The organism is Arthrobacter dokdonellae (assembly GCF_003268655.1).
Lineage (GTDB): Bacteria > Actinomycetota > Actinomycetes > Actinomycetales > Micrococcaceae > Specibacter > Specibacter dokdonellae.
This window is the reverse complement of record NZ_CP029642.1, coordinates 3,740,809-3,765,235: the sequence shown is the minus strand read 5'-3', so window position 1 is coordinate 3,765,235 and position 24,427 is coordinate 3,740,809. Positions and strand designations below refer to the sequence as shown.

Sequence of the window (24,427 nt, the reverse complement as noted above, 5' to 3'; positions counted from 1 at the left end):
CACTCTCCCCCAACGCTCCTTCACCGGGTGAAGGAGCGTTTCTGAATTTGACCCCGGATGTGAAGGAGCGTCTCTGAATTTGACCCCGGATGTGAAGGAGCGTTCGCTGGCCGTGCTATAGGGGTTCGGGGTGCGGCGCGGGGTCGGTGAAGTCGCCTGAGGCGCGGCGGAAGCGGGCCAGTATCCCGGTCATGCTGCGCAGGTCCTCCACCGGGATGCCGGGCTGTTCAAACACCTGCCCGTTGAGCACCTCCGTGGCCCGGTCCACCAACGCGCGCCCGGTTCCGGTCAGCACCACCAGGGTGGCCCGGCCGTCGCTGGGGTGGGCCTCGCGGCGCACAAAGCCGTCCCGTTCCAACCGGTCCACGACGTTCGTGATGCTGGTGGGATGGACCTGCAGGCGGGCGCTCGCGCTGGCCATCGGCAGGGCGCCGTCGCGCGTGAAGGAGAGCAGCCGCAGCAGCTCGAGCCGCGCGTAGGAGAGGCCCAAGGGCCTGAGGACGGCGTCAACCCGGCCGTACATGAGCTGGTGGGCGCGCATGACGGAGGAAAAGGCGGCCATCCCGTCGGCGGCGTCGGCCCAGCCGTGCGCGATCCATTGCCGTTTGGCTTCCGCGATGGGATCCATGGGCAGGGGTGCTGCGGGGGCCATGGCACGTCCTTTCTTGCGGCGGAGGCAAATAAGGGCACGAAAACGCCCTTCACCAACAATTTACTCGGGGTACCTAGTAAATACTAGCGGTTCCTAGTAATCTGACCGGAGAACACTTTTTACGCGAAGGGGCTGTCCATGAAGATCGTCGTACTGATCAAGCAGGTGCCGGACACCGCGGACGAGCGCACGCTCGATCCGGACACCGGCTGGCTCAACCGCGACGCCGGCGACAACATCGTTGACGAGATCAACGAGCGCGCCCTGGAGGTTGCCCTCCGCGTGAAGGACGGCGAGAAGTCCACCGAGGTGGTGGTGCTGGCCATGGGCCCGGAGGAAGCGTCCAAGGCCATCCGCAAGGCGCTGTCCATGGGGGCCGATTCTGGCATCCACATCCTGGACGATTCCCTGGCGGGCGCCGACGCGGCACGAACGGCCGCCGTGCTCGCGGCGGCGCTCAAGGACGCCGGCGCGGACGTCATCATCGCCGGCAACGAGTCCACCGACGGCCGCGGCGGCGTGGTGCCGGCCATGGTGGCCGAGCACCTGGGCCTGCCGCTCGTCGGGTCCCTCGCGTCCCTGGAACTCGTCCCCGGCAAGGTGTCCGGGGAGCGGCAGGGCGAATCCGGCACGTTGTCCGTCAGCGCGGGCCTGCCCGCCGTCGTCACGGTGACGGAGCGCAGCGCCGAGGCCCGCTTCCCCAACTTCAAGGGCATCCTGACGGCCAAGCGCAAGCCCGTGGCAACCCTGTCACTCGCGGACCTGGACGTGCCAGCCACGCCCTCCCGCGCCGTGATCCTCTCCCACAGCGAACGCCCGCCGCGCACCGCCGGCACCAAGATCGTCGACGAGGGCAATGCCGGCTCGCTGCTGGCCGACTACCTCATTGAAAACCGTTTGGTCTAGGAAGGGCTGGGCATGGCGAACATACTTGCGTTGATTGAATTGACCCACCAGGGTGCCGTGGCCGGATCGGCCCGGGGGCTGCTGGCGGCCGCCGCGTCGCTCGGCACGCCCGTGGCCGTGGTGGCGTCCCCCTCGAACCTTGGGGACGACGTCGTCTCCCACCTGGGCGGGCTGGGTGCGGCCGCGGTGTACCAGGGCGTGGGCGAAGACGCGGCGGCCGTGCTCGGCACACCCGCCGTGGACGTGCTGGCCCGGGCGGTGGACGCGCTGGCACCCGCCGCCGTGCTGGCGGCCAACTCCGTGGACGGCCGCGAAGTTGCCGCGCGGCTGGCCGTCCGGACCGGCGGGGCGCTGCTGGTGGACGCGGTGTCCGTCCGCGCAGACGCGGACCGGATCGTGGCCCGGCACTCGGTGTTTGGCGGCAGCTACGAGGTCGAATCTGCGGCGGAGGGCGGCCTGCCCGTCATCACCATCCGCCAGGGCGCCATTGACGGCAGCGCCCCGGCAGCCCAACCGGAGGTGACCACCGTGGAGCTGGCCCCCGCGGCGGGCGCAAGGATCGACTCCGTCAACGACGCCCCCACGGCCGCAGGCCGCCCGGAGCTGCGCGGGGCCAAGTCCGTGGTCTCCGGCGGGCGCGGACTCGGCTCCAGGGAGAACTTTGCGCTCGTGGAGCAGCTGGCCGACGCCCTGGGTGCGGCCGTGGGGGCCTCCCGGGCCGCCGTCGACGCCGGCTTTGTGGAGCAGACGGCCCAGGTGGGCCAGACCGGCGTGAGCGTTTCGCCGCAGCTCTACATTGCGCTGGGCATCTCCGGAGCCATCCAGCACCGCGCCGGCATGCAGACCGCCAAGACCATCGTGGCCATCAACAAGGACGGGGACAGCCCCATCTTTGACGTCGCCGACTTCGGCATTGTGGGCGACGTGTTCAAGGTGGTGCCGCAATTGATCGAGGCCCTGGCTGCCCGTCCATAGCAGGGCTGACGGCCTGTTACGGCCGGTGTCCGCGGGCGGCCGTACAGCTGTTACAAATGAACGGTGAACGCCGCCGGAGGTTTCCGGGTTAATGTGGCAGCAGGAACGTTCTTGAAAGAGGTAAGTGAATCCATGTCGACCCCCACGAAAAAGCAGGCCGGCACCAGGTGGGCCAAACCGGCCATTGTTGCCGGCTCCATTGTGATCGCCCTCCTGGTCCTGGTCCTTGCCGCCCGCTGGTTCACCGGCCTCGACGCCGTGAAGTCGTGGATGGTGACCTACCGGGGGCAGTCTGAGCTTCCGGCCACCACGCCCGTCGGTTTTCCGGCGTGGCTGGGCTGGCAGCACTTTTTAAACATGTTCTTCATCGTGCTGATCATCCGCTCGGGCTGGCAGGTCCGCACCGCCAAGCGGCCGCCGGCACACTGGACACGGAACAACAAGGGGCTGATCAAGACGCGTAACGCACCCGTCAAGATCAGCCTGGACCTGTGGTTCCACCTGACCCTGGACGCGTTGTGGGTGCTCAACGGGCTCATCTTCATCATCGTCATTTTCGCCACCGGGCAGTGGCTGCGCATCGTGCCCACCACCTGGGACGTGTTCCCCAACGCCATATCGGCCGGGCTGCAGTACCTGTCCCTGAACTGGCCCACGGAAGACGGCTGGGTGAACTACAACGCCCTGCAGCTGCTGACCTACTTCGCCACCGTGTTCATCGCGGCGCCGCTGGCGATCCTCACCGGCATCCGCATGTCCGGGGCGTGGCCTAAAAATGCCAAGCGGCTGAACAGGGTCTACCCGATTGAACTTGCCCGCCTGGTGCACTTTCCGGTCATGATCTACTTCGTCCTGTTCATCATTGTCCACGTGACGCTGGTGCTGGCCACCGGCGCCCTGCGCAACCTCAACCACATGTACGGCTCCAGCGACGCCGTCAACTGGTGGGGCTTCGGCATCTTTGCCTTGTCCCTGCTGGTCACCGCCGGTGCGTGGTTCGCGGCCCGGCCCCTGTTCCTGAGGCCCATCGCCTCACTGACGGGCAAGGTCACCAAGTAAGCTGGCCGCCCGGCCCACCCGCGCCGGGCAGGATCCGAGACCGGGCTGGACCAACTGCCCGGCAATGTCAAAGGAGACGCCATGGAAAACCTCACCGAAGACCAACACGCCATTGTGGAGATGGTGCGTGACTTCGCCGCGACGGCGCTGGCCCCGCACGCCGCCGAATGGGACGAGGCGAAGCACTTCCCCGTGGACATGCTGGCCGAGGCCGGGGCTCTTGGCATGGGCGGCATCTACGTGGGGGAGGAGTACGGCGGCTCCGGCATGAGCCGCACCGACGCCGTGCTGATCTTTGAGGAACTGGCCACGGCCGACCCGTCCATCGCCGCCTACATCTCCATCCACAACATGGTGGCCTGGATGGTGGACGCGTTTGGCAACGACACCCAGCGCGCCGCCTGGCTGCCCGGGCTGACGGCCATGACGGAGCTGGGCAGCTACTGCCTGACCGAACCCGGCGTGGGGTCAGACGCCGGCGCACTGTCCACGCGTGCCGTGCGCGACGGCGACCACTACGTCATCAATGGCACCAAACAATTCATCTCCGGTGCCGGCTCCTCCGCCTGGTACATCGTGATGGCCCGTACCCAGGACACGGGCAGCCACGGCATCACCGCCATCGTCGTCCCGGACGGCACGCCCGGTTTGTCCTTCGGCGCCGAGGAGAAGAAGATGGGCTGGCGCGCGCAGCCCACCCGGCAGGTGGTGTTCGAGGACGTCCGCGTCCCGGTGACCAACCGCCTCGGCCAGGAGGGCGACGGCTTCGGCATAGCCATGAAGGGGCTCAACGGCGGCCGCGTCAACATTGGCGCCTGCTCGCTCGGCGGCGGCCGTGCCGCCTTCGCCAAGTCGGTCGCCTACCTCAAGGAACGCCAGGCGTTTGGCGGTCCGCTCGTCAAGCAGCAGCACCTGCTGTTTGAACTGGCGGACATGGACACCGAACTGGAAACCGCCCGCACCATGCTGCTGCGCGCCGCGGAAGCCCTGGAAACCGGCGCGCCGGACACGGTGAAGCTGTGCGCCATGGCCAAGCGGGTCGCCACCGACGCCGGATTCCACGTGGCCAACCAGGCCCTGCAGCTGCACGGCGGCTACGGCTACCTTTCCGAGTACGGGCTGGAAAAGATTGTGCGGGACCTGCGCGTCCACCAGATCCTGGAGGGCAGCAACGAGATCATGCGCTTGATAGTGGGCCGGCTGGCGGTCGAAGACTAGGTGATGGAGACTGGAACATGGAGGACCGGCAGATGAAAAACAGTGATGTTCTGCTCCAGCGCACCGGACAATTGGGCCACGTGGTGCTGAACCGGCCGCAGGCCATGAATGCCCTCAACCACGGAATGGTCCAGTCCGTGGCGGCCGCGCTGGACGCCTGGGAAAAGGACGACGGCGTTTCAACGGTCCTGATCTCGGGGGCGGGTGAGCGGGGCCTGTGCGCCGGCGGGGACATCGTCTCGATCTACCACGACGCCAGGACCGGCGGAAGCGAAAGCGCGCAGTTCTGGCGCGACGAATACCATCTCAACGCCCGCATCAAGCGCTACCCGAAGCCAGTTGTCGCGTTCATGGACGGCGTGGTGCTCGGCGGCGGCGTCGGCATTTCCGCCCACGCCTCCCACCGCGTTGTCACCGAACGATCCCGGATCGGCATGCCGGAGACGGGCATCGGCTTTGTCCCCGACGTCGGCGGGACCTACTTGCTCTCCCGCGCCCCCGGCGAGCTTGGCACGCACGCCGGGCTGACCGGGACCATGGTCAGCGGCGCGGACGCCATGGCCATGGGCCTGGCCGACCACTTTGTCGATTCCTCGCTGCTGCCCACGCTGGCAGCCGAGCTGGCCGAGCGCAACGCCAGCTCCGCCGTCGCACGCCATGGGCAGGAACCGCCGGAATCAGCCCTCCTTGCGGCCCGGGCCTGGATTGACGCGGCCTATTCCGCCGACGACGCCCCCACCATCCTCAAGCGCCTGGCGGACTCCGGCGTCCCGGAGGCGGAGAAGGCTGCCGCAGCCATCGCGGCGAAGTCACCCACTGCGGTGACGGTCACGCTGGAGGCGCTGCGGCGGGCGAGGGCGCTCGGGTCGCTGGAGGACGTGCTGGACCAGGAACTGCGGGTGTCGCTGCGGGCCCTGCGCTGGCCCGACTTCGCCGAGGGGATCCGGGCGCAGCTGGTGGACAAGGACCGCAACCCCGCCTGGCAGCCGGCCTCCCTGGCGGATGTGCCGGCGGACGTGGTGGCACGGACATTTCAAGGCCTGGGCCCGGACGAACTGGGACTGGGAAACGCACGGAATGGAGCGGTGGGAGTGTAATGAACAATGATGCAGCACGCAGGACAATAGGATTCATCGGCCTGGGCCACATGGGCGGACCCATGGCGGCCAACCTCGTCAAGGCCGGGTACGTGGTGACGGGCTTCGACGTCGTCCCCGCGGCACTGGAAGCGGCCCGGGCGGCGGGTGTGGCGGTGGCTTCATCGTCGGCAGAGGCTGCCGCCGGCGCCGACGTGGTGATCACCATGCTGCCCGCGGGCAAGCACGTCTTCGCCGCGTATGAGGGCGAGGGCCCCGGCGGCGGGCTGCTGGCCGCCGCCAAGCCCGGGTCGTTGTTCCTGGAGTGCTCCACCATCGCCGTCGAGGATGCCCGCACGGCCCACCAGATGGCTCTGGCCGCCGGGCACCACAGCCTGGATGCCCCGGTTTCCGGCGGGGTCGTGGGCGCCGAGGCCGGCACGCTGACGTTCATGGTCGGCGGGACCGGGGAAGACTTTGCCGACGCCGCGGAAATCTTCGAGGTCATGGGCCGGCGGATAGTGCACTGCGGCGGGGCCGGCGCGGGCCAGGCGGCGAAGGTGTGCAACAACATGATCCTGGGGGTCTCCATGATCGCCGTCAGCGAAGCCTTTGTGCTCGGCGAAAAGCTGGGACTCACGCACCAGGCGCTGTACGACGTCGCGGCCAACGCTTCCGGGCAGTGCTGGGCGCTCACCACCAACTGTCCCGTTCCCGGCCCCGTCCCCGCCAGCCCCGCCAACCGCGACTACCGCCCTGGCTTCGCCGGGGCGCTCATGGCCAAGGACCTGGGCCTGGCCGTGGAGGCACTGAACGCCACGGGCACGGCGGCGTCAATGGGCCGGGCGGCGGAGGAAATCTACCGCCACTTCGCCCTCGACGGCGGAGCCGGCACCGACTTCTCCGGCATCATCAACACCATCCGCGATGCGTCGGCGGGTTTGGCGGCCCTGGACGCCGACGCCTGACGCCGAGGCATTGCCGCGCCTTGTCTGCTCCATCAACCGGACCTTTGACTGAACGGAACTTCTGCACATGACTGACTATGCCTTGATCCTCGCCGAACAACGCGGCCGGGTCGGCCTCATCACACTCAACCGGCCCGCGGCCCTCAACGCCCTCAGCGACGCCATGGGCCGGGAAATCCTGGCCGCCGCACATGAGTTCGATGCCGATCCGGGCGTGGGCGCCATCGTCATCACCGGCTCCTCCCGGGCGTTTGCCGCCGGCGCGGACATCAAGGAAATGGCGGAGAAGTCTTCCGTGGAGATGTACCAGCTGGACTGGTTCGCCGCGTGGGACGCGCTGGCCCGCGTCCGCACCCCGATGATTGCCGCCGTCGCCGGGCACGCCCTGGGCGGCGGCTGCGAGCTGGCCATGATCGCCGATTTCATCATCGCCGCGGACAACGCCAAGTTCGGCCAGCCGGAAATCAAGCTCGGGGTCATTCCGGGGATGGGCGGCTCGCAACGGCTGACCCGCGCCATCGGCAAGGCCAAGGCCATGGAGATGATCCTCACCGGGCGCATCATGGACGCAGCCGAAGCGGAGCGGTCCGGACTCGTGGCCCGCGTGGTGCCGCTCGATTCCTTGCTCGATGACGCGCTGGCCACCGCCGACGTGATCGCCGGGATGTCCAAGCCGGTGGCGATGACCGCCAAGGAGGCCGTCAACGCCGCCTACGAATCCACGCTGGCCGAGGGCGTCCGCCTGGAACGCCGCCTGATCTTCTCGTGCTTCGCCACCGAGGACCAGAAGGAAGGCATGGCCGCGTTCACGCTGAAGCGGCCGCCCGAGTTCAAGCATCGGTGACCGGGCATCCGGTGATTGAGCTTGTCGAAATCCGGGTGGGGGGCGCGTCGGGTCCCCTCCGGTGGTCGAGCAGCGAGCCCTGCGAGCGCGTCGAGACCCGGGCTCGGGCGGTCGCCCTGCCCTTCCTTGCGCGAGTGCCGTAGTTGGCCGCATATGTCCCCGTGTAACCTTGCATCTCGCGGCCAACGTCAGCAGTTGCGTCGGAGGACCCATCGGGCCTCGCACCCAAGCGGCTCCCCACCCTCGAGTTGGTGATTCGCCGGATCGCATGTACTGTTGAGGACGCAACGCGGGGTGGAGCAGTTCGGTAGCTCGCCGGGCTCATAACCCGGAGGTCACAGGTTCAAATCCTGTCCCCGCAACCATGATGAGGAAATCCCCCGGCCAGTTGGCCGGGGGATTTCCGTTTTTCCGGTGCAATTTCCGCACCGGGGCTACGCAGGATAGATGGCCACTTCGGCCGCTTTCACCACAAAGAAGGCCCGGGAACCGGGCGCCAGGCGCAGCTCGGCCGTGGCTGCGGGCGAGATGTCGGCGGCCAGGCGGCCGGCGCGGACCCGGATGTGGTCCCCGAGCGGCTCCAGCTCGGTCACCGTCACCTCGAAGCAGTTGCGCGGGCTGCCCTGCGGGGGCGACAGGAACACTGACACGGCCGACGGCGGGAATGCGGCCATGCCTTCCACCGCGCCCGCCGCCGCGCTGCCGGCGGCGGAGAGGTTGGGCAGCGGCACGGCCGCGGACCCGTCACCCGACCGGGCCCCCATGCCCACCAGCCCGTCGCCTTCCGGTGCCCCGGCAAAGCCGCCGGCCAGGCGGCCGGCGACCCATCCGGCGTCGGACGTCTGGACGCCGGCACCGGAGAGGGACCCGGCGAGGACATTCAGCCCCGCCAGCGACGCCGCGAAACTGCTGCGCGGGTGCGCCAGAATCGCCGCGGTGGGACCCTCCTCCACGATCCGGCCGCCGTCCATGACGATGATCCGGTCCGCGAGCATGAGCGCGTCCAGGACATGGTGCGTGACAATGAGGGCACCCCGGCCCGCAAGCACGCGCTTGAGCAGCCTGCGCAGGAATGGGGCGGTGTTGATGTCCAGGGCGGCCATGGGTTCGTCGAGCAGGAGGAGTTGGGGGTCGGTGGCGAGCGCACGGGCGAGGGCCACCCGCTGTGCCTGGCCGCCCGAGAGCTGGGCGGGTTTGCGGGAGGCCAGCTCCAAAGCGTCGACCTCGCGGAGCCAATGCCGGGCGGCAGCCGCGGCCTCGACGCGGTTCCGGCCCTGACTGCGCGGACCAAAAGCAACATTGTCCAGCACGGTGAGGTGGGGAAAGAGCAACGGGTCCTGGGCCAGCAGCCCCACGCCGCGGGAGTGCGGCGGAAGCCATTCGCCTGGATGGCCGGTGTGGAAGAGGGTGCGCCCGCCCAAGGTGGCGTGGCCGGCGTCGGGCCTCAGGAGTCCGGCCAGGACCTGCACCACGGAGGACTTGCCCGCGCCGTTGGGGCCCATGACGGCAACCGTCTCCTCCGGTCCCACAGTCAGCGAAACGTCAAGGTGGCGCTCGGCGATGGCTGCGTTCAGCTCCAGGGTCATGGCGCGGCCATTGCGGCATCCCCGGCGGCGGGCCTGGGCTGCCTCGGCGCCCGGTACGTCAGCGCAACCACCACCACCGCCACGGCGATGAGCAGGAAGGAAAGCGCCACGGCGGCGTCGGGGTCCGTCTCACGCTGCAGGTAGATCTCCAGCGGCAGGGTGCGCGTGACACCCTGGAGGCTGCCGGCGAAGGTGAGCGTGGCGCCGAATTCCCCCAGGCTGCGGGCAAAGGAGAGCACCGCGCCGGAGACCAGCCCGGGAAGCACCAGGGGCACAGTGATCCGGCGCAGCACCGTGGAGGGGCGGGCTCCGAGGGTCGCGGCCACGGCCTCGTATTTCTGCCCGGCGGTGCGCAGCGTCCCTTCCAGGCTCAGGACCAGGAACGGCAGCGCAACGAAGGCCTGTGCCATGACCACCGCGGTGGTGGAGAACGCGATGTCGATGCCCAGGACGGTCAGCGACTTCCCCACCAGACCCTCGCGGCCGAAGGTGTACAGGAGCGCGAGTCCGCCCACCACCGGCGGCACCACCAGCGGAAGCAGGATCAGCGCGCGCAGGATCCGCTGCCCGGGAAAGTCCGCCCTGGCCAGCACCAGCGCCAGCGGAACGCCGAAGATGATGCACAGGGCAGTGCTCGCGGCGGCCGTCTTCAGGCTCAGCAGCAGCGCGTCACGCGAGGATTCGGAGGTAATGAGCGGGACAAACTGGGCCCAGTTGACCTTCGCCACCATGCCCAGCAGCGGCACCAGGATGAACAGGGCGCCCAGCGCAGCCACAAGGTAGACCCACCGCGGCACCGCCTGGTACCGCCATGTCCGGCTACGGGGCCCCAAATCCGGCATCCCCGAGGACTTTCTGGCCGCCGGGGCCGGTGGCCAGGGCGATGAATGCCTTGGCCAGCGCCTGGTTGTTCGACGTGGAGACGGCGGTGATGGGGTACTTATTGACGGTGGGGTGGGCCAGTTTGAGCGGGATGGCCTTCACCCTGTCCCCGGCAGCGGTGGCGTCGGTGACGTACACCAGGCCCGCGTCGGCCTCGCCCGAGGTGACCTTGCCAAGGACGCTGGTGACGTTGAGCTCCTCGCTCACCGGCTTGACGACGACGCCGGCGCTCGCCTCATCGCTCTTGGCCGCGGCCCCGCAGGGCACCTGGGCGGCGCAGACCACGACTTTTACGCCGGGCCGGCCAAGATCTGCGAACGTCTTGATGTTGGCCGGATTGTTGGGCGGCACCACGATGGTCAGCAGGTTCGTGGCGAAGATGGCCGGCGTGTCTGCGGCCATCTTGGCGTTTTCCAGCTTGGCCATGTTTGCCTGGTCCGCCGAGGCGAAGACGTCCGCGGGGGCGCCTTGCGTGATCTGGCTGACCAAGGTGGAGGAACCGTCAAAGCTGAGCGAGACCTTGGCCTTCGGGTTCTCCTTCTCGAACGTGGCGGCAAGCTGGGTGAAGGTCTGCTGCAGCGAGGCGGCGGCGAAAACGGTGAGGGTTCCCGAGAGCCCGGAAGTGCTGCCGGTTGCGGCCGGGGTGTCCGTGGCCCCGGCGCTCCCCGAGCAGGCCGCCAGGGACGCTGCGAGGACGAGGGCGGCCGCGGCGGCGGCAGGCTTGCGGAACAGTTTTCTCATGGTTTGGCCCCCTGCGGAATCTCGATGATCACATTCGTTGACTTGACCACGGCCGTGGCCACGGAGCCGGGTTCCAGGCCCAGGTCGCGGACGGCCTCGCTGCTCATCAGTGACACCACCCGGAACGGGCCGCACTGCAGCTCCACCTGGGCCATGACCAAGTCCATGGTCACGTTCGTGACCAGGCCGACAAACCTGTTGCGGGCCGAGCTGCCAACGCCCGTGGGGTCGTCCGGCAGCTGGGACGCCGACTTGGCCGCGGCGGCCAGCTCCACGCCGTCAATGACGATCCGGCCCTGGCGGTCCTTTTGGCCGTGCAGGGTGCCGTTGTCGAGCCAGCGCCGGACGGTGTCGTCACTGACGCCGAGGAACCGGGCAGCCTCGGAAACGCGGATAAGTGCCATTTGCCGATTCTACATCCTCAGATGCGGAACTTGCAGGCCCCTGCGACCGCAGGTTCGCCCGCTCGCCGTTGAGGTTCGAGATATTGACGTTCGCTCGTTCCTCGCGGGCTTGGGACTTTGTCGAGACCCCGGGGCTGGCGCCGGGGGTGAGAATCGGCGGTGCAGGTAATGCGGGCTGGCGCCGGGGGTGAGAATCGGCGGTGCAGGTAATGCGGGCAAACCGCGGGTCAACCCGCAGAAGCTGCACCATCGATTCCACCAGACCGCAGAAGCTGCACCATCGATTCCACCAGACCGCAGGCACGCGGCAGTCACCGCGCAGCGAGCCTGTCCGAGAGTGCCATGTATTCCGGGTTCACCACGCGCGCCTCGGGATGGTCGATGTGCCATGCCATGCTCTGCCGGGCGCCTGCCGAATACGGGATACGGGCGCCGAAGTCCGGCACGAAACGCTTGATCTTGGAGTTGTCGAAGATGACGGAGTGGGACTTGTCTCCGAGCAGCCCGGCCCCAAGTTCCGGCGCCAGCGCCGCGATGGTTTCGCTGGAAACGTGCACAAGCGCCGGATCGGGGACGTCGGCGGCGGCCGCCACGGCGCGATACACCGCATCCCACGGGAGGACCTCGTCAGAGGTGATGGTGAAGCTTTCGCCCACGGCCGCGTTGAGGCCGAAAAGCCCGACAAAGCCGACGGCGAAGTCGGCGGTGTGCGTCAGCGTCCACAACGACGTCCCGTCCCCGTGCACCACCACCGGCAGCCCGGCCCGCATGCGGTGGACGTCCGTCCAGCCAAAGAGCAGGGGCAACCTGGTGGGATCGTAGGTGTGGGAGGGCCGGACCACCGTGACGGGAAATCCGTCCTGACGGTATGCCGCGGTGAACACGTCCTCGCAGGCGATCTTGTCCCGCGAGTACTGCCAGAACGGGTTGCGCAGCGGCGTCGATTCTGTGATGGGCAGCCGGGCCGGCGGCTTTTGGTAGGCCGAGGCCGAACTGATGAAAATGTACTGCCCGCACTTCCCGCCAAACAGCTCCACCGCGGCCGCAGCCTGCCCGGCCGTGAAAGTCACGAAGTCGGCCACCACGTCAAAGGTCCGGGTGCCCAGCACGTGGCGGACGGCAGCGGCGTCGCGCACATCCGCCACCAGATGTTCGACGCCGTTCGGCACCGGCCGTTCGGCGCTCACCCCGCGATTGAGCACGGTGACGTTGAAACCGAGGTCCGCCGTGCGGGCCACGGAGGCAGCACTGATGACGCCCGAACCGCCGACAAACAGCACGCGCAGCCCGCCGCCGGGTTTCGTCGGGCTCAACCAACGGTCTTGCGGGCTCGCTCCGGGTTTCGACGGGCTCGCGCCGGGTTTCGACGGGCTCAACCACCGGAGGTCGTCGTTGAATCCGCTCACCACGCGTAGTCTTCCGGTGCAGTCCTCGGCCCGGGGAAAATCCCGTCCAGGCGTGCCAGGGCGCCCTCGTCAAGGGTGACGTCCAGTGCCCGCAGCCCGGCGCCAAGCTGCCGGGAGGTGCGCGGGCCGATGATGGGCGCCGTTACGGCCGGCTGGTGGAGCAGCCAGGCCAGGGCGACGTCGCCGGGGGCGTGGCCCAGCTCCGCGGCAAGGCCCTCAAACGCGGCGATGGCGTCGCGGTGCGCCTCCAACGCCTTCGCGGCGCGCCCCTCGAGGCGGCGCACGCCGTCGTTCCCCTTGGCCAGGACCCCGCCCAGGAGGCCTCCGTGCAGGGGCGACCACGGGAGGATTCCGAGCCCATAGTGCTGCGCGGCCGGGATGGCCTCCCGCTCAATGCTGCGCTCCATGAGGTTGTAGATGGACTGTTCGCTGACCAGCCCCGTGACGGGGCGGCGGGCCGCGACCTCCTGGGCGGCGGCGATGTGCCAGCCGGCAAAGTTGGAGCTGCCCGTGTAGATGACCTTGCCCTGCTGGACCGCGGTGTCCACGGCCTGCCAGATCTCGTCCCACGGCGTGTCCCTGTCCACGTGGTGGAACTGGTACAGGTCGACGTGGTCCGTCTGGAGCCGCTTCAGGCTCGCGTCCAGGGCCAGTCGGATGTTGCGGGCGGACAGCTTGCCGTCGTTGGGCCAGTCGCCCATGGCGCCGTAGACCTTCGTGGCCAGCACGGTCCGCTCCCGCCGACCGCCGCCCTGCGCGATCCAGCGGCCCACGATCTCCTCGGTCCAGCCGCGGTGCCCGGCGCCTCCGTAGACGTTGGCGGTGTCGAAGAAGTTCAGCCCGGCGGCGTGGGCCTGGTCCATGATCAGGTGGGCGTCGGCCTCCTCGGTGTGCGGGCCGAAGTTCATGGTGCCCAGACAGAGCCGGGAGACGGTCAGGCCGCTGCGGCCCAGGTGCGTGTACTTCATGCTCGGCTGCTTCCTTCGGGGGAGTGGCTGGGGTGCGCCGCGTCCGTGCCGGGCGACCAGGTGGAGAGGAGCTTGAGCGCGTCAAGGGACGGCGAGCCGTTCCGCGCAGTGTACAGGCGCAGGCTTTGGTCGGGGTCGTCGGGCAGCAGCAGGTGCTCGAAGTCGAGCTCCAGCTCGCCCACCAGTGCGTGGTGGAGCTTGAGTGTACCGGACGATTTCCGTGCCACCCGGTGCCGGGCCCACCACTGCCGGAAGTCCTCACTGTTGACAGCCAGTTCGCCCACCAGGGCCGTGGCGGCGGGATCGCCGGGATGCTTGCCGACGTCGGCCCGAAGTTCCGCCACGGAATCGGCAGCCGCGCAGTGCCAGTCCCGGAACAGCACCCGCGCGCCGGGGTCGAGCATGATCCAGCGCGTGAAGTTGCGCTGCTCGCGGGGCAAGGCGGTGAAGTCCCCGAACAGCAGCCGGGCCATGCGGTTGGCGGCCAGCACGTCCGTGCGCCGGCCCAGTACGACGGCGGGCACGTCGCCCACCGCCTCCAGCAGCTGGCGCATCGAGGTACGCACGCGCTGCGCGGCGGGAGGATCCGTGGGCTGGCCGCCGCAGTGTTCCAGAAGGTCGAGCATGTGGTCCGACTCGGCGTCGTTCATTTGGAGCGCGCGGGCCACCGCATGGAGCACGGAACGGGACGGGTGGATGTTCCGGCCCTGCTCCAGGCGGGTGTAGTAGTCCGTGGACACGTCCGCGAGCCTGGCCACCTCCTCGCGGCGCAGCCCCGGCACGCGACGGGCGGTGTAGCTGGTGTCCGGGTCCGGTTGGAGCCGGGCACGCATGGCTGAGAGGAATTTGCCGAACTCAACGCTTTGACCCATGGGTCCATTGTGCCCCGGCGCAATGCCTCAATCCACCGCCTGGGTAGGACTGGGAAACCTAGGATGGGTCTGCGCCCGCTTGGCCGACACTTCGCGGGGCGCGGGGCCTAGGCTGAGGGAGACCGCCTTCTCTGGCGGGTGGCACGAAAGGAAAAGTTCACCATGACTGAATCAACCACTAATGGAGCCGCGGTTCCCCGGGTGACCCTCAACAACGGCGTGGACATCCCGCAGCTGGGCTTTGGCGTTTTCCAGATACCGCCGGAAGAAACCCGCGCGGCCGTGGGGGAGGCCCTCTCAGCCGGGTACCGCCACATCGACACGGCCGCGGCCTACCGCAACGAAGCCGGGGTCGGGGCCGCGCTGGCCGAATCCGGCATTCCGCGAGAGGAGGTCTTCGTCACCACCAAGCTGCGCAACGGCGAGCAGGGCAGCCCGCGGGCAGCCTTCGAAGCCAGCCGACAGGCCCTGGGCCTCGACTGGATCGACCTGTACCTCATCCACTGGCCGGTACCCTCTCAGGGGCTCTACACAAAGGCATGGCAGGAACTTGAATCGTTGTACGCGCAGGGACTGGTCCGCGCCATAGGCGTCTCCAACTTCCTCCCCGAGCACCTGGACACGCTGCTGGCCGGCTCCACCGTGGTTCCCGCGGTCAACCAGATCGAGGCGCACCCGACCTTCCACCAGGCAGCACTGGCGGAAAAGTCGCGCAGCCACGGCATCGCCGTGGAGGCCTACAGCCCGCTGGGCCAGGGCCGGGACCTGGACAGCCCCGTCGTGACGGAACTGTCCGCGAAATACACGGCCACGCCGGCCCAGGTGGTGCTCGCGTGGCATCTCGGGCTGGGGAACATCGTGATTCCCAAGTCGGCCACCCCGGAACGCATCCGTGAAAACCTGGCCGCCGCGGCCCTGACGCTCACGCGCGAGGAACTGGATTCGATCTCGGCACTCGAATCCGGCGAACGCATCGGCGTAGACCCCGCCGTGGCCGCCTTCACGCAAATGTAGTACTGGTACGGGCGCTCAGGACTTCCAGCGTGCAGATAAGGCGGGCAGATTCCGAATCTGCCAGCCTTATCTGCACTGCCGGCGCTTACAGCTTGTCGAAGTCTGTCTCGTCGACGGCGTCGCTGTCCGCGTCCGGGGCGTCCGCCGATGGCGCGATGGCCGGCTGCGCGGCCGGGGCGCCGCCGGACTTGAGCGCGGCCAGGCGCGCCTCCACTTCCGTCTGTTCGCCCAGGTCCTCGAGGCTGTTGAACTGCGCGTCCAGGCTGGAGGCGGCAAGCTCGTTCTGGCCCCGGACCAGCGCCTCTTCGCGGCGGATCTTTTCCTCGAAGCGGCTGACCTCGCTCGTGGGGTCCATGATGTCAATGCTCTTGAGGGCATCGTGCATCTGGGTCTGCGCCTCGGCGGTCTTGGACCGGGCGACGAGTTCATTGCGCTTGCTGGCAAGTTCGCCGAGCTTGCCCTGCATCTGCTGCAGGCCCGTCTTGAGTTTCTCCACCACGTCCCGCTGGGCGGCAATGTTGGGAGCCGACGCCTTGGCTTCGTTTTCGGAGGCAATCTGCCGCTGCAGGGCCACCTTGGCGAGGTTGTCGAACTTCTGGGCGTCGGAGGCGTTGCCCGCGGCACGGAACTGGTCGGCCCGGCGGCTGGCGGCGAGGGCCTTGGAGCCCCAGTCCTGGGAGGCCTTGACATCTTCGTTGTAGTCATCCTCGAGCATGCGCAGGTTGCCGATGGTCTGCGCCACCGCGCCCTCGGCTTCGGTGATGTTCGCCTTGTAGTCGCGCACCATCTGGTCCAGCATTTTCTGCGGGTCCTCGGCCTGGTCCAACAACGCGTTGATATTGGCCTTTGCCAACTGTGAAATCCGGCCGAAAATTGACTGCTTTGCCATTCTTTTCCCCTTATTTTTACTGTTGAACATCATCCGTGCTTGTCTCTTTTTGCCTGGTCCATGGAATTGGTTGAAACGTCGCTTTCGAGTCTAGGTGACCTGTCGTGCCCAGCGCACGGCCCCGGGGGCTGGCTGGGCTTGACGCGGGCGTTAGAAGTTCCCGCCACTGCCGCCGAAGCCGCCGCCGCCCCCGCCACCGAAGCCGCCGCCCCCGCCGCCGAAGCCGCCGCCTCCGCCCCCGAAGCCCCCGCCGCCGCCGAAGCCGCCGCCTCCGCCGAGCAGGCCGCCGATGATGCCGCCGAGGATGGCACCGCCGACGCCGTTCATGCCGGAGCCGCCGCGCCCTCCGTAGCCGCCGCCGAATCCGCCGCCGCCAAACCGGTCCACGTCCTGCTGGGCGTATTGGATGGCCTGCTGGGCCAGGGATTGTGCCTGCTGGGCATAGGTGAGCGCGTTGGCCGGGTCCTTGTCGGCGATGGCCATGGCGTAGTCCAGATTGCGCTGGGCCTCCGATAGCCGGGTGCGGGCTTCGGTGCCAACGCCCCCACGGCGGGTCGCGATGAAGTCCTGGGCGGCGGAAATGTGTGCCTGCGCGCCCGCAATTGTCTGCTGCAGGGAGGCCTGGGCACGCAGTGCCTGCTGCTGCTGGTCGCGGATGCCCGTCAGCAGTTCATCGAGCTGGCTGTGGGCGCCCTGCACGGCGCCCAGCAGGGCCACGGGGTCGGGTTTCCCTGCCCCGCCCTGCGCCTTGGCATCCTGCAGCACGGTCTCCGCGGAGGACACCGTCGGTGCGAAGCGGGCGAACTCCGCCGACGCAACCATGGCCTTGGCACGTTCAAGGTCGGCCAGGGCCTCGGGCAGGGCGGTGCCCAACGTTGTGGCGGCGTCGTTGATGGCCTTCTCCGTCTTGCCGATGGCCTCCAGCAGGACGTTGCACTGCAGCAGCGCCTCCTCGGCGGCCTTGACGGACATGGCCGCGGCGGCGGTGTCGCCGGCACCCATCTTGGCATCGGCGTCGTCCGCCGCGGTTCCCACGAAGGCCAGCCGGTCCTGTGCCTGGTTGACGTTGTCGCGGACCGTGGCGAGGGCCGAATCGGCGTATTTGCCGGCAAGCCCGGACAGGGCCTGGTCCGAGGAGGCGACGGCGGAGGCGGCCTGCGCGGCGTCCGCCCGGATCTGGGCCAGCACCTGGGGAGCCGTCCGCTCCAGCTCCCGCAGCTCATCGAAGGACTTCTTTTCCGCGTCCAGCGCCGCATTGGCGTCTTCGCTGCGCTTGATGATCTCGCCCAGCCACTGGCGCTGCTCCTCGATGGTGTCCGGGATTTCGTCATCCAGCTGCTGCTGGAGCTTGAAGGACTCCGTGAGGTGCACCTTCGCCTGCGCCAGGGCTGCCTGGTACGGCTTGACAGCCTCATCGCCGTACGACGCCTGGGCGAACCCGATGTCGTGCTCGCTGTTCTTGATGGCGTCGTCAGCGGCGATCAGCAGCGAGCCGGCCTTGGAACGCAGCTCAGCGATGGTCATTCCGGCGTTCGGGTCCAGCGCACTGCCGTCGGGACCGTAGCCCTTGGCCGTCGCGTCGGCGGCGGCCTTCTTGCGCCGGCTGCGGATGGCCAGCGCCGTGCCCGCGCCGCCAAGCACGACGACGCCGCCCACTCCCAGTGCCACGTACCCGCCCGTCGGGTTGGGCACGTTGCCCGCGCCCCCGCCGGCGGCGTCGCCGAGCGCGGCCGCGGCGTCGATGGCGGCCTGCGCCCAATTGCCAGCTGACAGCTGCGGCTTGATCGCCTTGGTCTGGATGTTCTGGTTCTTGGACGCCGGGATCGTGGCGGTGTCGGCAAGCAGGGCATATTTCTTGTCCTTGACTGCGACCACCAGCAGGGCGTCGTTGGCACCGAGCTGCTTCGTGTTGGCCACTTGGGTTCCCCACGCTTGACCGGTCATGCCGTCGAAGGAGTCGACATAGACCACAAAGAAGGTCATGCCATGGTCCTTGGCGAGCTTGTCGATGGCGGACTGGACGTCCGCCTTCTTGCTGCCGAGCACCTGCGCGTTGTCCACGATGTACGTGCCCCCGGGTATGGTCACCGGCGGCTCGGCGGGCACCGCGGCGGCCCGCAGCGCGTTGGCCGGCACCGTCTGGGACTGTACCGTCCCGGCCTGGGCCATTGCTGCGGGGGAGAACATGAGGGCCGCCAATCCCAGCACCGCGAGGAGTCGGGACAACGGCTTAAACCTTGAGAACATCGCTCACCTTTATGTGCGCCGGACGTGCGGGGGCATCATTTGTGCCTTGTCCTCGATTCTAGGTGGGATATTTCCGCAGCGTCCACGTTTTCCGCTGGAAGGGCCGCGACGGCCGGGGTGCGGCGACGGCTCGCGGCGACCGCTTGCGGCGGGGAAGCCGACGGGCCTTGAGCGCCGGGCCGTCTGGGCCGACGGGCCTTGAGGTCCGGGCCGACCGCAGGCCCGCCGCGGCTGCGGCCGCGGGCTGCTCCGGTCATAATGGAAGCTGGAAGTTCTTCACAGCTACCTTCCAGTGAACGTTCGTCAATGCACCAGCCCTGCGGGCCATGATGGATATCAATCAAAGGTTCATCACAAGATTTCTTGAATGAAGGGAAAGCTCATGAGCGAGAACATTGGCGGGGACACCAACCGCAACGAACACGTTGCGGGAGAATCACCTCAGCCGGATGCCGCCGCGGCCCCCGCGGCCGGCCCTGACGCCGAAAACAACGCCACCGAGCCCATTGCTCCGCTCACGGCCCCCGGCCCCGACGGCGGCAGCAATCCGACGATGCCGCTCCACCGGCCACAGGCCGACGCCACGCGGCAGTGGCAGGCCCCCGAATCCGCAGCCGCCGGGCAGCCGGCCACAGACTCCACTCCCGAACCGGCGGGCCCCTACGGGTACGGCAGCCGGTCCTACCCGCAGGCTCCGAGCACCACGCCGGCGGCAGGGTCAGCTGCCTACGGCCGGCATGCACCCCAGGACGCCCAGGACGCTCAGAAGGGATATGGCCAGCAGGGCCAACAGGGATATAGCCAGCAGGGCCAACAGGGATATAGCCAGCACGGCCAGCAGGGGTATAGCCAGCAGGGCCAACAGGGATACGGCCAGGCCGGCAGCGCAGGCGAGCACCAGGCGAACCCGGGTACGCACGCGGGAGCCGGGTACCCGGCGTCGAACGCCTACCCGCACACGCTGTCCCCGGCGGTGAAGGCCCCCTCGAAGCCGCGCCGTAAGGTCGGCATGGGACTGTTTGCCGCCAGCGTGATCGCCGCTGCCCTCATTGGCGGCGGCGCCGCGGCCGGGACATCCTTCCTGGTGAACGGGCAGAACTCCGGTGTGGTGGCGTCGTCAAACCAGCCGGCCGCCCCCCTGGTGGTCAATAACACCAACTCCGTCAACGCGGTTTCAGCGGCGGCGGCCAAGGCCATGCCGTCCGTGGTGACCATCTCCGCCACCAGCGGGAATTCCGGCGGCACCGGCTCCGGGATTGTCCTGGACACCGCCGGGCACATCCTGACCAACACGCACGTGGTGACCCTGGACGGAGCGGCGGCGCATGCCACCATCCAGGTCCAGACCAGCGACGGCAAGGTCTACGCAGGCAAGGTGGTGGGCACCGACCCGCTGTCCGACCTTGCCGTGGTCAAGATTGACGCGCCGAACCTGGTCCCGGCCACGCTGGGCGATTCAAACAAGATCAACGTCGGCGACACCGTCATTGCCATTGGCTCCCCGCTCGGACTGAACGGCACCGTCACCGACGGCATCATCTCCACACTGAACCGGACCATCCAGGTCGCGTCCTCGGCCGTCCCGTCGACGCCCAGCGACGGCTCCCAGGACCAGAACGGCGGAGGCAACGGCGGATTCCAGTTCTCGCCCCCCGGTGGCGGACAGAACTCCAACACGGCCACGGGAACCGTGAACCTGAACGTGATCCAGACGGACGCGGCCATCAACCCCGGCAATTCCGGCGGCGCGCTGGTCAGCACCAACGGACAGATCATTGGCGTCAATGTGGCCATCGCATCCACCGGCAGCTCGTCCAGCTCCACGAGCCAGAGCGGCAACATCGGCGTGGGCTTCTCCATCCCCATTGACAACGCCAAGCGCATTGCCAACGAGATCATTGCCAACGGCAAGGCGACGCACGGCCAGCTGGGCGTCGCCGTCAGCGGGACTTCCGCCCTCGGCCAGAACAGCCAGTTCTCCGCCGGCGCCACCATTGCCCAGGTGACCTCGGGCAGCGCCGCGGCCAAGGCCGGCCTGCAGAAGGGCGACGTCATCACAAAGTTCGGCGACCGCACCATCAGTGACGCAGCGTCGCTGACCGCGGCCGTCCGCGAACAGGCCGGCGGCGCCACCGTCAAGGTCACGTTTACCCGCAGCGGCAAGACCATGCAGAAGGACGTCACCCTGGACACCATGCCGGCCAGCTGACCTCCGGAACGGCCGATGCCTGCCGCCGTTTCCGCACTTCCGCCACAGAAACAACTCTGGCGGAAGTTCGGAAACGGCGGCATTTTTCGGTAGGGGCCACCGCCGTTGCCCCATGGCATGCAGGATGACGAAACGGACTTTTGAGGCTGATATATCGGGATCAATTGTCCGTATCGTCATCCCGCGCGACATGGGCGGCGGGCGGGCCGCCGGGCACTGTACCGCAGGTAAAGAATCGACCCGGGAAATTCCGGCACCGGACCGGCACGAACTAAGCTGTTGGGGGATAGGCAACAGGTCCGTCCCGAGGCCGCCGGCCCAGCACTGGGAACGGGGCGGGAATGACGCGTCCCTGACACAAAGGACAGTAGTGGAAAACTCAGCACTGAACATTGTGGTACTGGTCAAATACGTGCCAGACACGCAATTTGACCGGCACCTCACAGGTGACAACCACCGCATCGACCGCAACGAGAGCATCCTGTCGGAGCTTGACGAATATGCGCTGGAAGCGGCGCTGGCGCTCACGGACGCCCGCGGCGGGGTCAAGGCCGGGAATAAGGTCACGGCCCTGACGCTGGGCCCGGCATCCGCCGCCGCGGCGGTCAAGAAGTCCCTGCAGATCGGCGCCACCGAAGGCGTGCATGTCAGCGATGACGCGCTGGCAGGCTCCGATGCCTCAGCGACGTCGCTGGCGCTGGCGGCCGCCATCAAGACGCTCGGCCCCGTGGACCTGGTCATCACCGGCATGGCGTCCACCGACGGGGAGACGTCCATCATTCCCGCGCAGCTGTCCGCCCGCCTGGGCCTGCCGCAACTCACCTTCGCCGCGTCGCTGGAGGTTGAGGGAAGCACAGTGACCGCCCGGCGCGACGGCGACGACGTTACGGAGGAAATCCAGGCCACGCTGCCGGTGCTGGTTTCCGTCACGGACCAGGCGAATGAGCCCCGCTATCCGAACTTCAAGGGCATCATCGCGGCCAAGAAAAAGAAGGTCACCACCTTGTCCCTGGCGGATCTGGGACTGTCCGCGGACGCCGTCGGGCCTGCGGGTTCGCTGACCCAGGTGGTCGCCGCCGCCGAACGCCCCGCCCGCACGGCCGGCACCATCATCACCGATTCGGGCGAGGCCGGCATTGCACTCGCCGATTTCCTGGCCGCGCAGAAACTGATCTAAGGACCGCACATGAGAGCCATCGTTGTATTTATTGACCAGATCGACGTGCCCGGCACCCTCCACCCCACGTCCCACCAGCTGCTGACGCTCGCCCGCGCCGCCGGCGAGCCCGTTGCCGTGGTGGCCGGTCCCGTCAGTGGCGAACTGGCCGCGGACCTTGGCGCGTACGGCGTCACCCGCGTCCTTCACTCCGAGCAGCCCGATCTCGCCGACTACCTCGTCGCTCCCAAGGCGGAACTGGTGGCGCAGGCGGCGGCAACGGTTTCCGCCGCGGCGGTCCTGCTGGACAACGGCCCCCAGGGCAAGGAAATCGCCGCCCGCGTGGGTGTCGCCCTCAACGCTGGCGTCATCACCGACGCCGTGTCCGTGGAACCCGTCGACGGCGACCTGCTCGTGCACAAGTCTGTCCTGGCCGGCTCGTACACCGTGGCGGCGCGGGCAAGTTCCGCCGTCGCGGTCATCACGGTCAAGTCGCACAGCGTGGAGGCCGCCCCCGCAGCCGCGGCAACCGTGCCGGCCGTCGAGGCCATTCAGGTCGCCTTTGCGCCCGCCAGCCTGGGCGCCCGCGTGGTGCAGCGGACGCCGCGCGCGGCGACCGGCCGTCCGGAGCTTGAGGACGCCCGGATCGTGGTGGCCGGGGGCCGCGGCGTGGACGGCGACTTCGGCCCGGTCGAGGAACTGGCGGACGTGCTCGGCGCGGCGGTGGGCGCCTCCCGGGCGGCCACGGACGCCGGCTGGATTTCACACTCCGCGCAGGTGGGCCAGACCGGCAAGAAGGTCTCCCCGCAGCTGTACATTTCCGTGGGCATCTCCGGCGCCATCCAGCAAAAGGCCGGCATGCAGACGTCCAAGGTCATCGTGGCCGTGAACAAGGACCCGGAGTCGCCCGTTTTTGAGATCGCGGACTTCGGCATTGTCGGCGACCTGTTCAAGGTGCTGCCGCAGGCCGTGGAAGAGATCAAGCGGCGCCGGGCGTAGCCCGCGGCCCGACTCACATCGGGACGGAGCCGATCCCGATCAGGGCGTCGGAGTTCATGTCGACCTGAGGGCCCACGGACTGGATGAAGTCGCGGCGCACCCGGGCAATGGCCTCCGGGTCGCGGGGGAGCAGGGTGCGCCAGCCGCTGCCCATCACCAGGTTCCACGCCATGTCGTCGTCCACGGACAACGTTAGCGCGTGGGCGGAGACGGAGACGTCGGCCAGGCCGCGCGCGGTGAGCCATGCCGTCAGGGACTCCACCGAGGAGATCTTGGCCATGTTCTGGTTGGGCAGCGGCACCACGCCGGCCAGCCTCGGGCGTTCCTTGACGGCCGCCTCCAGAATGCGGCCGGCAAACGGCTCGAGGGCCCCTTCCACCCAGGTGCTCGTGACGAAGCGGCCGCCGGGGCGCATCATCGAGGCCAGGTGCTCCACGCCGGCTTCCATGTCGGCGAAAAAGAACATGCTGTAGGAGCACAGGACCGCGTCAAAGGTGCGGTGGCCGCGCCATTCGGTGACGTCGGCCTCGGTCAGCGTCGTGTTCAGGATGCCGCGCTCGGCGAGGTTGGACGCGGCGATGCGCAGCAGCCCGGTGGAGAGGTCGACGCCGTCGACCGTCCCCTGGGGGCCCACGGCCAGGGCGGCCGGCAGAGTGGCGGCACCCGTGCCGCAGCAGGCATCGAGCACGCGTTCCCCCGGCTGCAGCACGGCGGCGGCCGCAACGTCGCGGCCCATGGGATCCCAGAGTTTGTCCGCCCACAGTTCGAACTGCAGGGCGCCGTCGGTGAAAGCCAGGCCGGGATCGCGAGCAGACATGCATGCCTCCAGTGAGGGGATTGGTGGGTTGCCAGCAGTGGGTGGGGCCGCAGGCCCTAGGTCTGTGCCCCGGCGAAGCCGTTTTGCCGCCACGCTTCATAGACGGCGATTGACGCCGAGTTGGCCAGGTTGAGGGACCTCAACGACGGGAGCATCGGAAGCCTGACGCGCCCGGTCACGTGGCCGTCATGCTTGACGTCCTCGGGCAGGCCAACGGATTCACGGCCAAACATGAGCACGTCGCCGGGCCGGTAGGCGATGTCGGTGTAGCTGGTGTCCCCGTCCGAGGTGAAGGCAAAGACCCGCTCCGGGGCCAGTGCCTCCCACGCGGCGTCCAGGCTCTTGTGGACGGTCACGACGGCGAGGTCATGGTAGTCCAGCCCTGCACGGCGCAGCTTGGCATCCCCGAAGTCAAAGCCGAGCGGCTCGACCAGGTGCAGTTGGGCGCCGGTGATGGCGGCCAGGCGGATGGCGTTGCCGGTGTTGCCGGGGATTTCGGGGGTGACAAAGAGGATGCGGAACACCGTTTCAGCTTACCG

General features: G+C 68.4%; 23 protein-coding genes and 1 tRNA gene. 12 read left to right on the top strand and 12 right to left on the bottom strand.

Annotation, left to right across the window (positions count from 1 at the left end; all coding sequences use genetic code 11):
• Nucleotides 1-115 precede the first annotated feature (115 nt).
• Nucleotides 116-652 carry a MarR family winged helix-turn-helix transcriptional regulator gene (locus DMB86_RS16745; RefSeq protein WP_113718787.1) on the bottom strand — a complete coding sequence of 179 codons (537 nt, stop codon included), beginning with the start codon at nucleotides 650-652 and terminating at the stop codon, nucleotides 116-118.
• Nucleotides 653-790: 138 nt separating this feature from the next.
• Here DMB86_RS16745 and DMB86_RS16740 point away from each other — a divergent pair, with 138 nt between their 5' ends.
• The 8 genes from DMB86_RS16740 to DMB86_RS16705 all read left to right on the top strand — a co-directional run bounded on the left by DMB86_RS16740 (nucleotide 791) and on the right by DMB86_RS16705 (nucleotide 8,063).
• A complete protein-coding gene (locus DMB86_RS16740; RefSeq protein WP_113718786.1) occupies nucleotides 791-1,558 on the top strand; it encodes an electron transfer flavoprotein subunit beta/FixA family protein in 768 nt (255 codons plus the stop codon).
• Between the two features lie 12 nt (nucleotides 1,559-1,570).
• Complete coding sequence (locus DMB86_RS16735; RefSeq protein ID WP_113718785.1) at nucleotides 1,571-2,533, top strand: electron transfer flavoprotein subunit alpha/FixB family protein; 963 nt, start codon at nucleotides 1,571-1,573, stop codon at nucleotides 2,531-2,533.
• Between the two features lie 132 nt (nucleotides 2,534-2,665).
• Nucleotides 2,666-3,592 carry a cytochrome b/b6 domain-containing protein gene (locus DMB86_RS16730; protein ID WP_113718784.1) on the top strand — a complete coding sequence of 309 codons (927 nt, stop codon included), beginning with the start codon at nucleotides 2,666-2,668 and terminating at the stop codon, nucleotides 3,590-3,592.
• An 81-nt stretch (nucleotides 3,593-3,673) separates the two neighbouring features.
• Nucleotides 3,674-4,810, top strand: a complete 1,137-nt coding sequence (locus DMB86_RS16725; protein WP_113718783.1) for an acyl-CoA dehydrogenase family protein — start codon at nucleotides 3,674-3,676, stop codon at nucleotides 4,808-4,810.
• Nucleotides 4,811-4,842: 32 nt separating this feature from the next.
• Complete coding sequence (locus tag DMB86_RS16720) at nucleotides 4,843-5,907, top strand: enoyl-CoA hydratase/isomerase family protein (protein ID WP_236783342.1); 1,065 nt, start codon at nucleotides 4,843-4,845, stop codon at nucleotides 5,905-5,907.
• Nucleotides 5,907-6,854, top strand: a complete 948-nt coding sequence (gene mmsB / locus DMB86_RS16715) for a 3-hydroxyisobutyrate dehydrogenase (protein ID WP_113718781.1) — start codon at nucleotides 5,907-5,909, stop codon at nucleotides 6,852-6,854. Before DMB86_RS16720 ends, mmsB begins: the two co-directional genes overlap by 1 nt.
• Before the next feature lie 67 nt (nucleotides 6,855-6,921).
• On the top strand, nucleotides 6,922-7,698 hold the full coding sequence (locus DMB86_RS16710; RefSeq protein ID WP_113718780.1) for an enoyl-CoA hydratase: 777 nt from the start codon (nucleotides 6,922-6,924) through the stop codon (nucleotides 7,696-7,698).
• A gap of 288 nt (nucleotides 7,699-7,986) precedes the next feature.
• A tRNA-Met gene (locus tag DMB86_RS16705) sits at nucleotides 7,987-8,063 on the top strand.
• A 69-nt stretch (nucleotides 8,064-8,132) separates the two neighbouring features.
• On the opposite strand, the gene DMB86_RS16700 is transcribed toward DMB86_RS16705, so the two are convergent.
• The 7 genes from DMB86_RS16700 to DMB86_RS16670 all read right to left on the bottom strand — a co-directional run bounded on the left by DMB86_RS16700 (nucleotide 8,133) and on the right by DMB86_RS16670 (nucleotide 14,557).
• Nucleotides 8,133-9,284, bottom strand: coding sequence for a sulfate/molybdate ABC transporter ATP-binding protein (locus DMB86_RS16700; RefSeq protein ID WP_113718779.1), 1,152 nt, complete (start codon nucleotides 9,282-9,284; stop codon nucleotides 8,133-8,135).
• Entirely contained in the window at nucleotides 9,281-10,126 is an 846-nt protein-coding gene (locus DMB86_RS16695; RefSeq protein ID WP_113718778.1) for an ABC transporter permease, read from the bottom strand. Before DMB86_RS16695 ends, DMB86_RS16700 begins: the two co-directional genes overlap by 4 nt.
• Nucleotides 10,104-10,907: a molybdate ABC transporter substrate-binding protein gene (modA, locus tag DMB86_RS16690; RefSeq protein ID WP_113718777.1), complete on the bottom strand. Its 804-nt coding sequence runs from the start codon at nucleotides 10,905-10,907 to the stop codon at nucleotides 10,104-10,106. Before modA ends, DMB86_RS16695 begins: the two co-directional genes overlap by 23 nt.
• A complete protein-coding gene (locus tag DMB86_RS16685; protein ID WP_113718776.1) occupies nucleotides 10,904-11,311 on the bottom strand; it encodes a TOBE domain-containing protein in 408 nt (135 codons plus the stop codon). Before DMB86_RS16685 ends, modA begins: the two co-directional genes overlap by 4 nt.
• 311 nt (nucleotides 11,312-11,622) lie before the next feature.
• Nucleotides 11,623-12,624, bottom strand: coding sequence for an NAD-dependent epimerase/dehydratase family protein (locus DMB86_RS16680; RefSeq protein WP_113718775.1), 1,002 nt, complete (start codon nucleotides 12,622-12,624; stop codon nucleotides 11,623-11,625).
• Nucleotides 12,625-12,713: 89 nt separating this feature from the next.
• Nucleotides 12,714-13,685, bottom strand: coding sequence for an aldo/keto reductase (locus tag DMB86_RS16675; protein WP_113718774.1), 972 nt, complete (start codon nucleotides 13,683-13,685; stop codon nucleotides 12,714-12,716).
• Entirely contained in the window at nucleotides 13,682-14,557 is an 876-nt protein-coding gene (locus DMB86_RS16670; RefSeq protein ID WP_113718773.1) for a helix-turn-helix transcriptional regulator, read from the bottom strand. The genes DMB86_RS16675 and DMB86_RS16670 overlap by 4 nt, the downstream gene beginning before the upstream one ends.
• Nucleotides 14,558-14,719: 162 nt before the next feature.
• Here DMB86_RS16670 and DMB86_RS16665 point away from each other — a divergent pair, with 162 nt between their 5' ends.
• Nucleotides 14,720-15,571, top strand: a complete 852-nt coding sequence (locus tag DMB86_RS16665; RefSeq protein WP_113718772.1) for an aldo/keto reductase — start codon at nucleotides 14,720-14,722, stop codon at nucleotides 15,569-15,571.
• An 85-nt stretch (nucleotides 15,572-15,656) separates the two neighbouring features.
• Here the strand turns inward: DMB86_RS16665 and DMB86_RS16660 are convergent, their stop codons facing one another.
• The gene (locus tag DMB86_RS16660; protein WP_113718771.1) at nucleotides 15,657-16,460 is read right to left on the bottom strand and encodes a PspA/IM30 family protein; all 804 of its coding nucleotides are present in this window, start codon (nucleotides 16,458-16,460) and stop codon (nucleotides 15,657-15,659) included.
• Between the two features lie 150 nt (nucleotides 16,461-16,610).
• On the bottom strand, nucleotides 16,611-18,686 hold the full coding sequence (locus tag DMB86_RS16655; protein ID WP_335645015.1) for a TPM domain-containing protein: 2,076 nt from the start codon (nucleotides 18,684-18,686) through the stop codon (nucleotides 16,611-16,613).
• A 403-nt stretch (nucleotides 18,687-19,089) separates the two neighbouring features.
• Between DMB86_RS16655 and DMB86_RS16650 the strand changes: the two genes are divergently transcribed.
• The 3 genes from DMB86_RS16650 to DMB86_RS16640 all read left to right on the top strand — a co-directional run bounded on the left by DMB86_RS16650 (nucleotide 19,090) and on the right by DMB86_RS16640 (nucleotide 23,071).
• Entirely contained in the window at nucleotides 19,090-20,916 is a 1,827-nt protein-coding gene (locus tag DMB86_RS16650; protein WP_227878448.1) for a S1C family serine protease, read from the top strand.
• Nucleotides 20,917-21,301: 385 nt separating this feature from the next.
• Nucleotides 21,302-22,093: an electron transfer flavoprotein subunit beta/FixA family protein gene (locus tag DMB86_RS16645; protein ID WP_113719650.1), complete on the top strand. Its 792-nt coding sequence runs from the start codon at nucleotides 21,302-21,304 to the stop codon at nucleotides 22,091-22,093.
• A gap of 9 nt (nucleotides 22,094-22,102) precedes the next feature.
• Nucleotides 22,103-23,071 (top strand): electron transfer flavoprotein subunit alpha/FixB family protein, encoded by a 969-nt coding sequence (locus DMB86_RS16640; RefSeq protein ID WP_113718769.1) that lies wholly within the window; start codon nucleotides 22,103-22,105, stop codon nucleotides 23,069-23,071.
• 13 nt (nucleotides 23,072-23,084) lie between these two features.
• Here DMB86_RS16640 and DMB86_RS16635 read toward each other — a convergent pair whose 3' ends face one another.
• Together DMB86_RS16635 and DMB86_RS16630 are read right to left on the bottom strand one after the other, a co-directional pair.
• The gene (locus DMB86_RS16635; RefSeq protein WP_113718768.1) at nucleotides 23,085-23,888 is read right to left on the bottom strand and encodes a class I SAM-dependent methyltransferase; all 804 of its coding nucleotides are present in this window, start codon (nucleotides 23,886-23,888) and stop codon (nucleotides 23,085-23,087) included.
• Nucleotides 23,889-23,944: 56 nt separating this feature from the next.
• Nucleotides 23,945-24,412 (bottom strand): tRNA (cytidine(34)-2'-O)-methyltransferase, encoded by a 468-nt coding sequence (locus DMB86_RS16630; RefSeq protein WP_113718767.1) that lies wholly within the window; start codon nucleotides 24,410-24,412, stop codon nucleotides 23,945-23,947.
• Nucleotides 24,413-24,427: the final 15 nt, after the last annotated feature.